Genomic DNA, 14,435 nt, shown 5'->3' on the forward strand with positions numbered 1-14,435 from the left:
AGCCCCTCAGGGTGAAAATAACTCGCAAGTTGACATACTCCGTCTTCTCGTGTTCTGTCTCCCGTCGCATTCTGCAGAATTCCACTGGGATGTTAAAGCTTCCCCAAATGGTGTTAAGTTGCCGTTGGCATCAAGGGTGATGTCTTGATTGAAAAAACCTTGAACATCGTCGGAGTTGATATGCGCTTCAAAGTTTTCCTCGGTTTGGCCTTGGCGACTGGAATGCAGTTGGGTTGCGGCAAGGACTCAGATTCAGACAAGACACCGCCACCTGCCGGTGAACCCGATGCATCCGTGGGGACACAGCCCCAGCCCATACCCACGGATCCAACTCCCGATGGTGGGGAGAATCCAGGAGACGTCGCTCCGGTTCCGGGGAATCTCGTCGGTGGTCTGCGCATGAATCAGAGCGATCTCTTTCGCAACCTGGGGGATGGAATCGCCCGCAAAACAGCGGCCTTTTCTCAGGCGACCGTGAAATTGAGTGAGGCGATCACGAGCTACTGCGCGGATCCCACCGCAACGGATCGGACTCCGGTTCGGGCGGCGTGGAAGAATGCAATGCTGCGCTGGGAGGAACTCGAAGTCTTCCAGGTTGGTCCCATTGCTGCGGATGGACGCAAACTGAAAAAAGGGATCTATGGCTGGCCACAGGAGGCGAAAACCTGCGGGATTGATGATGAGGTGCTCAAGGCGAGCAAGGATCCCGCCTACACATTGCCCATTCAAACCGATCGGAAGGGACTGCAGGCCATTGAATATCTCCTCTACGAGGACAGTCTCGCGTCCAGCTGTACCGCCTCCCATCCCGTCACCAAGGAATGGAATGCCATGTCTCCGGAAGCGCGTGCTCAGGCCCGCTGCGCTTATCTGAAACCTGTCGTTCTTGAATTGCAGGCTTCCGCTCAGACGGTTCAAACGGTCTGGGGTTCGGAAGGCAGCAATTATCTCACGACCGTCATCGGTCATGCGCCCAAGGAAAAAGCGGCCCTGCAGAGCCTTTACGAAAATCTTTTCTATCTCGACACCGACGTCAAAAACTATAAGCTTGCCTCTCCAGCCGGTCATGACATCATGTTCTGTCCGAGCAGCCCGGTGCCCTGTACGGGCGCGGAGGAATTCCCGCGGAGCCAGATTTCAAAGGAGGCCATTCAGGCGAATATCGCGGCCTTCACGGACCTGATGTACGGATTTGAGGACGCGAGCAGGAAACGGCCTGGCGGATTTGCCGCCCTGGTCCGCGAAGTCGGCGACGAGGCGGTGGCCACACGCTCGGAAGCGATCACGCGCGACCTTATGAGCTATTTCGCCTCGCAAAACGAAAGCCTTCCCGCGCTGATTACCCAGCAAAATCAGGAGGACTGCACGAAGTCCCAAATCAGTCTCTTGTGTCAGCTGCGGAAAAGTATTAATGACATTTCGGGGGTTTTAAAAAACGAATACAGTCGCATACTGTCTTTGACCGTACCGGCTGATCCCATCAGGGACAATCATTGAGAGGACTCATGCGCGACCCGATGCCTTATGTCGTTCTGTTCTTTTTAGCACCTGCACTCTTCGCTCAGGAACAAAGCCAGGAAACCATGACTGTTCACGGCAGCAGCGTGTTTCTTGAGCCGGGTTCGACGACGGTCATCGGGGTCGAGCAACTGGAAACCTACAAATACACGGATTTAAACCGGGTGCTGAAAACGGTGCCCGGGGTGCAAATCCAGGAAGAGGATGGCTTTGGGCTGCGGCCCAATATTGGCATGCGGGGTGTGGCCCCGCATCGCAGCCGCAAGATCCTCATCATGGAGGACGGCATTCCTTCGGGTCCGGCACCTTATGCAGCGCCGGCTGCCTACTATGTTCCCACCATGACCACCATTGAAAATGTCGAGGTGACCAAAGGCTCTTCGGCTGTCCGCTATGGTCCGCAAACCGTGGGGGGCGCCATCAACCTTATCTCCCGGCGTATTCCGGTGGATCCCTTCGCCGCCCAGGTGGAAGTCGCTCAGGGCAGCTTTGGATTTCGCAAGGCCGTGGCCAGCATGGGCGGAACGCAGGACAACTGGGGTTGGTCGATTCTGGGCGCGCAGATGGAAAGCGACGGTTTTAAAACGCTGACCAACGGTCACGACACCGGCTTTCACAAGCGTGATCTTTTCGGAAAACTCACCTACCAGCTGACCGACAATCAGGAATTTTTTTTGAAGGCCGGCTGGTCTGATGAACTTTCCGATGAAAGTTATCTTGGTCTGACCAAGGCTGATTTCGAAGCGGATCCCTATCAGCGTTATGCCGCTTCGGAACGCGATCAGATGAGGAATGGTCACCGGACCCTGGCCTTCGGTCATGAGCTGCGCACCGATGCCTGGCTCAGTCGTCTGACACTTTACAATCACGGCTTTGATCGCCTGTGGAAACGCTTCGATGGCATGAGCGATCGATCCCTCGACATCCGCTCGGTGCTCACCAATCCGATTGGGCAGAACGCCCACATTTATGATGTGATCCGCGGCGTGAGTGATTCCCTCGGCACCGGCGATCTCGTTTTGCAGGCGAACAATCATCGCAGCTACTACAGTCGCGGCATCAACTGGGATGCTCAGTATCTCTGGAAATTTTCGGATGCGACCTCGAACCAATTGGAATGGGGTCTGCGTCTGCATCAGGACAGCATTCGTCATGATCACACCAGCGATACCTTTGTCATGACCGAAGGGCATCTGACTCCCAGTGGCGAACCCACGGCGGTCGGCGCCCAGGATCGGATCATGGCCGAGGCCTGGTCGGCTTTTGTGTGGGACACCTACACGGTCGGCGATTGGCGCTTCAGCGGGGGCGTTCGGCAGGAATGGGTGACGATTGAAGAGGATGATTACTCGGCGGCCAATGCTGATTTCACCAACAAACGTGCCGCGACGATGCCAGGCATCGGGGTTTTTCATCAGATCGATAGCAATCTCGGCTGGCTGCTCGGCGTGTATCGCGGCATGGGTCTCGCGGCAGCGGATGATCAGGGCAGTGGCAAGCCCGAGGAAAGCATCAACTATGAATCCGGCTTCCGCTTCATGCGGGATAGAACCCTCGTGGATCTGATCGGCTACTGGAATGATTACCGCAATATCAAAGGCACCTGCAGCGTTTCGGAAGGTTGTGGCAATGCCACGCGAGACATCAGCTATGATGGAGGCGAGGCCTTGATCTATGGCCTCGAACTGACCGCTTCACACCAGTTACGTGCCGGACCTTTGGAATTCCCCACGGCCCTGCAGTATACGCTCACGCGAGCCAGTTTTGACGGCAACTTTGTTTCGGGTTTGAGCGATTGGGGTATTGGCACCATTCAGAAGGGTGATCCCATTCCCTATGTGCCTCAGCATCAGCTCGGTATTCAGGCCGGCGTGCGCTGGGAACCGGTGCTGTTTCATCTGCAGTGGAAGCATCAGAGCAAATCCTACGACCAGGCTCTGGCTCAGGGCCGTGAGACACTGCCAGCCTCCACCATACTCGATGCTTCGCTCAGCCTGACGTTGGCCGAAGCCTATGAGCTCTATGCCACGGCCGATAACATCACCAATGAAAAAGTGATCGCTTCCTTCCGGCCCTTTGGAGCGCGACCTGGCAAGCCCCAGGCCTTCGTGTTCGGAGCCAAAGCCAGGTTTTAGGATGTCCCGGGCCTGCGGTTTTATGCTATTGTCGCTAACCGCAGGCAGAATTAGAATGCCAGGATGCTGACCACGGTCTGATGAGGATTCCCGTGTCAGATACAAAGGCTCCATCCTATCCTGAAACGGGGGCTCTTCTTGACGAAGCTCCTTTGGAACCGACTCAATTTTTGAAGCGAGCGCTGGCGATGTCCACTGAGCTGGCTCAGTGGCATGCAGCCGGCTCTGTGCATGGATCGCTGACGCCTGCGGCCTTTTCCTTGAAGCGCGACACGGGCGAGACTGTCATCATCCCACTTGGGAGCGGTCGCACCATCACGCAGCAGAACCTTCCTTATCTCTCTCCTGAAAGTATGGGCCGCCGAAACCAGGAGCCGGATCACCGGTCGGATCTCTATTCGCTTGGCGTCATCTTCTATCAGATGCTGACCGGATCCTTGCCCTTTACCGCACGTGATGAGCTTGCCTGGTTCCACAGTCACCTCGCACGCCCGGCGGCTTTTTCTACGGAACAGGAGCGGCATGTGCCGCCCACACTGCGCCGCATCGTTCTGAAGCTTCTGGCCAAGGATCAGAAGGAACGCTATCAATCGGCGAAGGGGCTCCTTCATGATCTCAAGGTCTGTCGCGACACATTGCAGATCCTTGATGCCGGTTTCCCGCTCGGTCGGCAGGACTTTCCCCAGAATCTGCAGATTGCCTCGACACTCTACGGTCGCCAGGAGGAGCGGGACCGCCTGCACGAAGCCCTGGAGCGTGTCTGTGCGTGGACGTGGGATTCTGAAGCCATCCACGTCCAGGGCCATACGGACAATGTGATTGAATTCATTCTTTCCCGACTGCGCAAGCTTCCGCCCGTAACGCAGAAACTTTTGCAGTATGCGGCCTGCCTCGGCAATGAAGGTAAATTCCAGGACCTGGCGCGTCTGGGCCAGTGGAATCAATGCTCCATCGAGGATCTGGAACCGGCGCTGGAGGACGGGATTCTGCTCCTGACCGAGGGGGATTATCGTTTTCTTCACGATCGGGTGCAGCAGGCGGCCTATGCTCTCGCCAGCCCTGAGGAACAGAAACGGGTCCATCTTCTGATTGCAAGGCTCTTTGCGGATCCGGAGGGGACCGGCGATGATTATGTCTTCGATAGCCTCAGCCACTATCAGGCTGCACAGGACCTTTTGATCGATCCCGAGGAGCGGCTTCAGGTGGCGCGTCTGAGTCTGGACGGAACACAGAAGGCCATCGCCTCGGCAGCCAACGAATCGGCTCTGGAATACAGCGGCTTTGGAATCGGGCTCCTGCCGGATGATTCCTGGATCAAGGACAGGGACTTGACGTTCGCTCTGCTGCTGGCGCGGGCGGAATGCGCCTGGCGCTGTGGGCAGCCGGACGTCGCGGAGCGTAAATTCCATGAGCTTTTGAACAAACCCGCCCTCACGGATCTGGATCGGGTGCGCATTCATCGCCTGCTGATCGAAGTCAATACCACGCAAGGCAAGATGCAGGAGGCCGTCCTTCACTGCCAGCGAGGTCTTGCCATCCTCGGCATCGACTTTCCTGTGAATCCGGGCGACGAGGACGTGCAGAACGTTTACGCCTCCTTTCGACAAAATCTCGGCAATCGCCCGATCGAATCGCTCCGTGATCTGCCGCCGATCCAGGATCTTCGGGACAGGGCGGCGCTTGATACAATGGCCGCGGCCTTGCCTGTCACCATCCATATGTCCTTGAACACAGCCACCTGGCTTTACTGCAGGATGGTCATCCTCAGCATTCAGCATGGCAGCTGCGATGCGACGGCCTCCGCTTATGCCTACTTTGCGACGATCCTCGGTTCATCATTTGGGCAGTATGAAGAGGCCTGGCGCCTCGGGAAGGTGGCTTATGATCTGGCTCATAAAGGAGCCTACACCTGGAAGGCTCGCATCTTTGTGATGTTCGGCAATGTGGTGAACTTTTGGACGAAGCCACTGCGCAGCAATATTCCTTATGTGCGCTCCGCGCTTTCGGCCGCGCGGGAGGTCGGAGATTTCGTGGGAGCCTGCTATGGGTGCAACCATCTGGTTTCCACTCTTCTTGCGGTTGGCGAGCCCCTTTCCAGGGTTTATGCGGAAGCGGAAAAAGCGCGGAAGCTCGTCCAGACCGGCTCATTTCAACCCATTCTGGATATCATCACAGGTCAGCAGCGCCTGATTCTCACCCTGCAGGGACGCAATCCCAATGAATGCGCCGAGGACTTCGATGAGAAGGTGTTCGAGGCGCGCATCCTTGCCAGTCAGATGGCCATGAAAAAGTTCTGGCATCTGACAAGGAAGCTGCAGGCTGCCTGGCTTCTCGGACGCCAGGACGAGGCCCTGGCCTGCGGCGAAGCCGCACGACCTTGGCGCTGGGCTTCGCCCTGTCATGTGGAGGAAGCCGAACATCATCTTTATCATGCGCTGACGCTGGCGACGGCCTGCACGGACAGCACTGATGCGCAGCGGGACAGCTGGTTTCAGGAACTTTTGGACTATCGCGATACCTTCGAGCGCTGGGCCGGCCACTGCCCGGAGAATTTTGGACACAAGGCGCAGCTCCTGCAGGCGGAGGTTCATCGTTTGAACGGTGAGGAACTGCCCGCGATGCGGTGCTATGAGGAAGCCATTCGACAGGCCCGCGCCCAACATTTCATTCAGGTGGAAGGCATCAGCCTGGAGCTGGCTGCACGGTACTATGAAAAGGCTGGATTTCAAGCGTTTGCGGAGCAATACAGCGGCAAGGCCAAACGCTGCTATCAGGAATGGGGTGCCAGTGGCAAAGTGCAGGAGCTGGAACGTCGCTTTCCCTGGTTAAAGGATGACAAGGCGCGGCCGGATGTGGCAGCAGGACCCATTGATATCGATACGGTTTCGCTTCTGCGTGCCACGCAGAGTATTTCCAGTGTCATCGATCCGGCGGAGCTCAGCGCCACGCTCATGCGTCTTCTCGTCGAGGCCTCCGGAGCCGAGCGCGGCTTTCTTATCCTCGTCCGGCAGGGTGAACTCGTCGTCGAAGCCGAGGCGCAGACTGTGGACACCGAGCTATCCGTGCAGACGCTGAATTCCCTTCCGGCTCGCGAATTCCTGCAAATCCCGCAGGCCATCCTGAATTTCGTGCGGCGCAGCCACGATAAGGTTGTCATCGCGGATGCGCGTGAGCCGCATGCCTTTGCCTACGATGAATGTCTGCGAACCCAGAGACAGCGCTCAATACTCTGTCTGCCCATCGTCCGCAACCGGTCCCTCGTGGGACTCATTTATCTTGAAAATAAGCTTGTGGTCGGAGCCTTCACGGCGGATAAGCTCACCGCCCTGGAGATACTGGCTTCACAGGCGGCCATTTCCATTGAAAACGCGCACCTCTATGCCAGGCTCAGGAGTGAAGAGGAAAAATTAAGGACCACGCTCGCAAGCATGGCCGATGGACTTCTGGTGACGGATTGTCAAGGCCGGATCACCCTGATCAACGAAGCCGCCCTGCGGATTCTCGGTTTAAAAGAGGAGGATGTCGGTCTACTTCAGGATCGGGCCCGGCTCACGGAATTCCTGGATATGCGGGATGCGACAGGAAAAAGGGTTCCTCTTGAGGAGCTGCCTCTTTCCCAGGCCCTGCGGGGCGAAACGCTGAGAAACGGTGAATACTCCATACGCGAGCTGACCAGCGGTCGCAGCATCTTTCTGCGGATGAGCGCGGCGCCGCTGCGCAATTCCAAGGGAGAGCTTCAGGGCGCGGTGGTGGTGAACCGCGATGTTACCGAACTCAAGGAACTCGATCAGCTGAAGGATGAGTTTCTGCGGGCCATGGCTCATGAACTCAAGACGCCTCTTCTGATAGTCCACGGCTACTTTCAGATGTTCAAGCTCCTTAAAAAGAAAGGGGCTCCGGATAAAGCGCTGGAGGATTGCATCGGTCGCATGGAAAAAGGCTTTCAACGTCTGAAATCCCTCGTGACCACCCTGGTGGATGTCGCCGTCTTTCAGATGCGGAAGTTGAAGCTGCAGCTGGAGAATGTGGATCTTCAGTCGCTCGGTCGGGAGCTGCTCGCATCCCTGGCCGTCACCGCGCCGAAGCATCGGCTGACTTATGCCCAGAGCTCGGAGGCGCCGATCGTGGTGCGCGGGGATCACATGCGCCTGAGCCAGGTGCTCACCATACTTTTGCAAAATGCCATCAAGTATTCTCCCCAAGGCGGGGACATCGCTCTCGATATTCGCGAGGAAGCGGACGCGGTGGTGGTCTGCGTGCAGGACCATGGCATCGGCATTCCTCTCGAGCGCCAGGAGCGTTTGTTCCAGCGTTTCTATCGAGCGCATGCGGAAACCGAACATGATTATGGCGGCATGGGAGTCGGTCTTTTCCTGGCGCTGGAAATTGTTCGGGCCCACCAGGGTCACATCGGGTTCACGAGTCAGCCCGGTGAGGGTTCGACCTTTTCCTTCCGCCTTCCCAAATCCCAGCCGGTTGAGCTACAGTAAGGGCATGAACGCTGACTTCGACAAAAAATGGGGCTGTGATTTTATCCGCGCGGCGCCTGACGCGGCTGGCATCTATGTATTTCGCAATGCCGAGGCGGAACCGATTTATGTGGGCAAGGCGAAAAGCCTGCGGCGGCGACTTTCACAGTATCGGCTGGCTACCGCGAAAAAATCCCAGCGCAAGATGCGTTTGATTGTGCGGAAAGCGAGCACGCTCGAGTACCAAATCTGCGCCTCGGAAACCGAGGCGCTGCTGCTGGAGAATCAGCTGATACAAAAGCACCGCCCCATGTTCAATATCGTCGGGGCCTTCGCCTTCCTCTATCCCTATCTTGGTTTTCGGGTGGCGCCGGAGTCGCCGCGGGAATTGGCCCTTTGCTATACAACCCAGCCGGAAACCATGGAGTCGCATGGTTTTCAACTCTTCGGCGCGTTTCGGTCACGTGATCTCACGGGCGCGGCGTTTGAAGCTTTGGTTGAGCTTCTCGTTTACATCGGACATGATGATCCCGCCCAGCGCAGCGCTTTCGGCAGAATTCCTTACACGCGCATCATCTGCTTGCGCCAGGTTGATCCGGAATGGACGGGTCTTTTGAACAGCCTTTTCCGTGGGGAATCACCCGAGGCCATGGCCCGGCTCTTTGCCGTTCTCCTCGAAAAACCGGGTGCCCGGCGTCATGCGGAGCTGGTGCAGGGTCATCTTAAAAATCTGCGAAGCTTTTATCTGAATGAAGCGGTGCGCCTGCGCAAGGCCCTGGATCATCACGGTCGGGATGTTTCCATGATTCCTCAGGAGGAACGCGACGGCATTTTTCTTGCTTTGCCCTAAGCCTGTCGTCGCCCTTTCCTTTTGTCTGAGGAAACAACCATGGATAAAAAGACAGTCCTTATCACGGGGGCCTCTTCCGGTATCGGTCTGGCCACAGCCCGACGTTTTCTGGACGCCGCCTGGCAGGTCGGCATCATGGATAAAAATCCCTTGCCGGAAGACCTGAAGGGTCAGGAACGGGAAGGCCGGATTCTTTTCGTGCAGGGTCTGGCAGCCGATGAAAAGGCGGCCCGTGAGCTGGTGGAGCGCATGCTGCGTGAGTGGAAGGATATTCAGGCGCTGGTGAACAATGTGGGTGTTTTCAAAAAGGTTCCCATCACCGAGCTCAGCTATGAGGAATGGCACGATATCCTGGATACCAATCTCAGTTCCTATTTTCTTTTCAGCAAACTCTGCACGCCCAGTCTAAAAAAGACAAGCGGCTCGATCGTGAACATTGCCTCCACCCGTGCGTTGCAGTCCGAGGCGGACACGGAAGCCTATGCTGCCAGCAAAGGCGGAATCGTGGCGCTGACACATGCTCTGGCCATCAGCCTTGGACCTGAGGTACGAGTGAATTGCATCAGTCCGGGCTGGATTGATACGCGGGATGCGGAAACGAAGCGAAAGGAGCCCTTGAAATCGAGTGATCACGCGCAGCATCCCGCCGGCCGGGTGGGCGAGCCGGAGGATATCGCGGAATTCATCCATTGGCTTGTGGATCACAAGAAGAGTTTCATCACGGGACAAAATTTTGTTCTGGATGGGGGCATGACGCGGAAAATGATCTACGAGGAATAGGACCAGAGGGTGGCCCTGGTTCACCGCACGCAGCCCAGCTCATTCATCATGCGCAGGCGTTCACGTGGTTCAATCGCAACGAGGGGCAGGGCGTAGGCATCATCGCGGTAATCGCGGAGTCGCACCGTGTTATCCGCCCGGTCCATTTTGAGAAAGGTGATCTTCCCTTTTCTCACACATTCAGGGCGATCGGTATGCACGATCATGAGCCCGGGCTTGAAGTGATCGACGGAGCCTGAGTCACCGGCTCGCAGCTGGCCTTCACTGTCCTCGACGGTCATGTAGTAGCCATCCTCGTTCAATTCGAGATAGCCTTTGCGGTTGTCGCTGTCCATGAGCCAATGGCCGCGGAAGTGTTCCATATTGATCACTTTCACCTGGGCTGCGACCTCGGGATCCAGTTCGATATGATCCTTGGAGAGGGTCGGGGCTCCGCAGCCGAGCACGAGCAGGGCCGGTGTGAGCAGAAGGATAATGCGAAGAAAATTCATGGATTGGGTCATCGAAGGGTTCTCCACCTGGGGACATCAAACTCGCCGCAACCCTAGCACACACCGTTTTTGGCGCGTTGCCTGGGTTTGCGACCTCCCTGGGTGGATTCGTCATTGTTCAGCTTTATTGGCTCTGGCCGGGATTGGTCCAGTGCGGATTGTAGAGGACGCCCGACAGGACCCGGGCGTGGACAAGTCCAGTGAATTCAAGATTATCCAAAGCACCGTCGCCATCAAAATCGTAGTCAGACACCAGTTGGCGGGCCACGCCGAGTGATGTCACGGCGGTCGCGCCGAAGCGCTTTTCACCCTCAAGGATTTCCTGGGCGGTGACCACCCGATCCTGGCTTTCACCTTGATCATAATAGGAAAATGCCGCGTCGCTGCCAGTCGTTCCAATCGCGAGCGGCTGTGCTTCCTCCAATTCCGAAGAGCACGCGCTGGTCATCAGCATGAGACCGAGAATGGCAGCGATGGCTTGACGTGTGTGCATAATTTTCCCCTGAAACCCTTGGCTTGTGGGCGTTTGCCCAGAACGACCATCTACAGGAACAGGACCTCTCATACAAGCCCATTATTGCAGATTAAGACGAGACAGGGGAAAAAATCAGACTCATAAAATTTCACTTCGATCACCCAAGCCAACGAGCCATGGCCCTCGAATCGGAAGGACTGACGCTGGAAGTGTCAAGCCGGCCCACCTGGCTTTAAGCCGTTTTTCGCTTGGACTGGGCACCTGGGTTGCTGAGCTTGAGAGTCAGATGGAATCGGGTCATTCCTTGAGCTGATTCGGCGCGCAGGCTGCCGTGATTTTTCTCAGCCAGGCGTTTTGAAACATAGAGTCCTATGCCGTTGCCCTCTCTGCCTTTGGTTGAGAAATCCTTATCGAAGATGCGAGGCAAAATCCCGGCCGGTATTTCACCCCCGTTGTTCTGAATGGTATAGACAATCGAATCCTCGCCTGAATCCGCGGATTCCACCAACTCGATCGTTCGCGGCGCGGCGGCCGAGGCGCCCAGTGCGTCGACTGCATTTTTTAGTATGTTCAGAATGATCTGACTGACTTCACTGGGACTGGCCAGCAAGGTCCTGCCAACGTCGATACGATTGTCGATCGTGATGTCATGTTTGTGGAGCCTCCTCTCCATGAGGCATAAACTGCTTTCCACAACAGCAGCCATATTGCACACAGTCTCGCCTGGATTCTCCCTTGAATAGGAAAGGACCGAATGGAGCAGCCGGGAGCCGCGTAATCCAGCCGTTTCCATCATGCTGAGGCTGCGAAGCAGCGAGAGCACGCCCTCGATCTCGAGCACCTGATGCGGCTGCAGACCCAAAATTTCCTCCCATTGCTGTCTGATCAGTTCGAAGTCAAGGGCGAACCTGCTGATGTGCCGACGAATGACGCGGAGAGGAATTAGGGGCAGAGGAGTTCCCTCCGGCATCAGGAGTTTGGCTTCGCGTTGTTTGCTGTCCGCGGCCTCCTGCTGAGTACACATGGCCTCGATGCAATACGGCCAGGAGTTCGCGCGAAGCGGGAGCTTGCTCAGGACGATCCTTATGCGGGAGTTTTTCTCTTCCTGATTTTCAGCGCCCATCGGCAGGATAATGTTCGAGATCTCATGGGATAGTTCACTCATGAGTTCGCCAAGTTCGGCCATCTTCTCGGCTCGATACAGCCGCTCTTCGGCTCGGATCAGGTCGGTGCGGGCCAGAGTGTTGCGGACCCTGAGTATCAGCTCTTCGCCGTCAATGGGCTTGGCAAGATAATCATCGGCTCCGAGCTCGAGTCCATAGAGCTTGTCATCACTGGAAGCTCGGGCTGTCACGAGGATGACGGCAAGATCCTTGAGGGTCTCGTCCTTCCGTATTTTGAGCAGGACGTCCTCGCCTGACATCTCAGGCATCATAAGATCCAGTAGGACGAGGTCAGGCTTCCGATCCTGGATCCTGTTCAGACCATCTTTGCCGCTGTAGGCAACCTCTGTCCGATAGTTCTGGGATTTCAGAATTTCCTGGATGACCTCGCAATTGACCTCGTTATCATCAATAATCAGTACGGTTTTGGCTTCCTGGAAGCTGCCCGGCAGAACCTTGGCCGGGCGGGATTCGAAAGCCACCTGCTTGCCCTTGAACGATAATTCAGGAGCACCTCGGGCGACTTCTGGCTCATCCTTGCTTTCGAGTACGAGTCCAGGTTTTTGCTCCGGCAGAGCCACTTCAAAACGGGAGCCGGCGTCGATCTTCGATGTAACGTCAATCCTACCCCCCATGAGGTTCACGATGCTGCGCACCATGGCCAGACCGAGACCCGTTCCCTCGTATGCCCGGCGGCTATCACCCTGGACCTGTTTGAACTCAGCAAAAATGGAATCCACCTGATCAGGAGGTATCCCGATTCCTGTGTCCGCGACGACAATGACCAGGGCTCGCTCCTGATTCAAGCTTAGGGACAGCGATACCGTGTTAGGGGTGCCCTGCTGAGAAAATTTAAAGGCGTTACCCAGAAGATTTCTGATGATGGTCAGGACTTTTTCCCGATCGGTGACGAAGGGCCCTGCGTTCGCCTGGTCCGCCTGGAAATGGAGATCGAAACTCGCGTTGCGCGACTTGAGCAGTAAACCCTCCGCAAGCAGAGAGGCGTATTCCGAGAGTTCCTTGAGTTCGACGGAGGAAGGGACGAGTCTGAGTTCCCCGCGCTTGGATTTGGCCAGATCCAGAATGGTGTTGACCTGTATCTTCAAGGATTTGGCCAGGTTCCTGATTTTTTCCGCATAGGGTTGGATGTCATTCAAATGGGTGCCCAAATGCCCTGCGATCAGAAGATCGGAAAATCCTATGATGCCATTGAGGGGGGTTCTGAGTTCGTGAGAGGTGTTATGGAAGAAGACCGTGCGGGCCTCTTCCTTCTCTTTCAGATCCAGGTTGAGGGCTTCGATTCTGCCCAGACTTTCCAGTTGTTCGGTACGAAATTTATCGCCCAGTGCCAGAGAGAGTAGGGTGGCCTCGATAGCTCCTCCGATAAAAGTCAAGTTGGCCGTATCAACAGAGATCTGCAGTAAACCCGCAGAACTTAAATTGTCGACAAGCACGCAAATTATGAGGATGCCCCAGGCCAACGTAAAAAAATAGGCCGGGCGGTATTTCTTCATCGTCGAATAAATACTGGCAAACGCGAGGACGATGAGAGATAGGATGCTGACTGTCATTTGTAATGTGATTCCCAAATGATAAGACACGAATCCTAGCGGCAGGAAACACAAGAGGAAGAAGATCAGCAAGCGAAAAACTTTGTCAACCCGAGGAAGGCGCTCTTTGAGATTCAGAAAGGATGAACTAAAGAGAAGACCAAATGTAAAGACGCCGTTCCAGATGACAAGGAAGTAGTCTGACATAAGAAAAGCAAATTGGCCCTCAAAGAGAGTGAGCGGCATCCCTTGAACGCAAAGGTAGTTAATGATATTGAATGCTGTGAAGACTGCATAGAAGAAATAGGGCATGCTTCGGAGGATAACGGCAAGGAAGGAATTGTAAACAAGCATCACACAGAAAATGCCATAGACGAAGCAAAGAGAGTAATTTCGCCATTCTGTATGCTGTGAAAATTCCTTTTCGGTCCAGAGGAGTAAAGGCAGCTTGACACTTCCTTCCGTTCTGACCTTTAAGACCAACAGATGTTTTCCTGGTGACAAGTCCAGTTTGAAGGTGTGGTTGGGTTGACGATCCTGTTCAAGGGGAAGCTGTTCTCGATCCCCACGCTTTTCAATGATCGTCTCACCCATTGGATTCTCATAGAACAGCTCAACATGGTCAACGAGGGGAGCAGCGAATTCGAGGAATATGGTATGCTGCCTCGGCAGCGGGTTTTCGAGATAAAGCTTGATCCAGAATGTTGAATTGGAAAATCCGAAGCCTGGTCTATCTGTATTCGAACGGATAAATTCCTTATCCCAAGCCCCGGATTGAATTTCCTCGTAGGAAAGACTTTTCGTCCTGTCTTCAAAAATATAAAGCGCTTTGCCTGGAACATGACCTTTCATGGTTTCAGACAGCAGAGTTGTGGCCAGCTCCTGCCGTTGTCCATCCACCGAAGAAAAAGCCAGCTCGCCATGAAATAGCAGGAGAGCGCAGAGCCCTGCCCAAAGATTTTTCAGGCCTGTCGGGAGGATGGTTGATCTGATGGGGCGCATGG

8 protein-coding genes are annotated in these 14,435 nt (G+C 55.6%); 5 read left to right on the top strand and 3 right to left on the bottom strand.

All coding sequences use genetic code 11. The annotated features are described in order from the left end of the window. Positions 1–144: 144 nt before the first annotated feature. The 5 genes from OLTU_RS26395 (at position 145) to OLTU_RS26415 (ending at position 9,752) form a co-directional block, all read left to right on the top strand. Complete coding sequence (locus OLTU_RS26395; RefSeq protein ID WP_218110276.1) at positions 145–1,497, top strand: imelysin family protein; 1,353 nt, start codon at positions 145–147, stop codon at positions 1,495–1,497. An 8-nt stretch (positions 1,498–1,505) separates the two neighbouring features. Continuing rightward, positions 1,506–3,653, top strand: a complete 2,148-nt coding sequence (locus OLTU_RS26400; RefSeq protein ID WP_141735726.1) for a TonB-dependent receptor family protein — start codon at positions 1,506–1,508, stop codon at positions 3,651–3,653. A 92-nt stretch (positions 3,654–3,745) separates the two neighbouring features. Continuing rightward, positions 3,746–8,143, top strand: a complete 4,398-nt coding sequence (locus OLTU_RS26405; RefSeq protein ID WP_176736984.1) for an ATP-binding protein — start codon at positions 3,746–3,748, stop codon at positions 8,141–8,143. Between the two features lie 4 nt (positions 8,144–8,147). After that, entirely contained in the window at positions 8,148–8,972 is an 825-nt protein-coding gene (locus OLTU_RS26410) for a nucleotide excision repair endonuclease (RefSeq protein ID WP_141735728.1), read from the top strand. A gap of 39 nt (positions 8,973–9,011) precedes the next feature. Continuing rightward, complete coding sequence (locus tag OLTU_RS26415) at positions 9,012–9,752, top strand: SDR family oxidoreductase (protein ID WP_141735729.1); 741 nt, start codon at positions 9,012–9,014, stop codon at positions 9,750–9,752. Positions 9,753–9,772: 20 nt separating this feature from the next. Here OLTU_RS26415 and OLTU_RS26420 read toward each other — a convergent pair whose 3' ends face one another. From OLTU_RS26420 to OLTU_RS26430, 3 genes are all read right to left on the bottom strand, one after another. Further along, positions 9,773–10,255, bottom strand: a complete 483-nt coding sequence (locus OLTU_RS26420) for a hypothetical protein (protein WP_141735730.1) — start codon at positions 10,253–10,255, stop codon at positions 9,773–9,775. A gap of 112 nt (positions 10,256–10,367) precedes the next feature. Continuing rightward, complete coding sequence (locus OLTU_RS26425; protein ID WP_141735731.1) at positions 10,368–10,736, bottom strand: hypothetical protein; 369 nt, start codon at positions 10,734–10,736, stop codon at positions 10,368–10,370. A 214-nt stretch (positions 10,737–10,950) separates the two neighbouring features. Continuing rightward, on the bottom strand, positions 10,951–14,433 hold the full coding sequence (locus OLTU_RS26430) for an ATP-binding protein (RefSeq protein WP_141735732.1): 3,483 nt from the start codon (positions 14,431–14,433) through the stop codon (positions 10,951–10,953). Positions 14,434–14,435: the final 2 nt, after the last annotated feature.

Source organism: Oligoflexus tunisiensis, from assembly GCF_001748245.1.
Classification (GTDB): Bacteria; Bdellovibrionota_B; Oligoflexia; order Oligoflexales; family Oligoflexaceae; genus Oligoflexus; species Oligoflexus tunisiensis.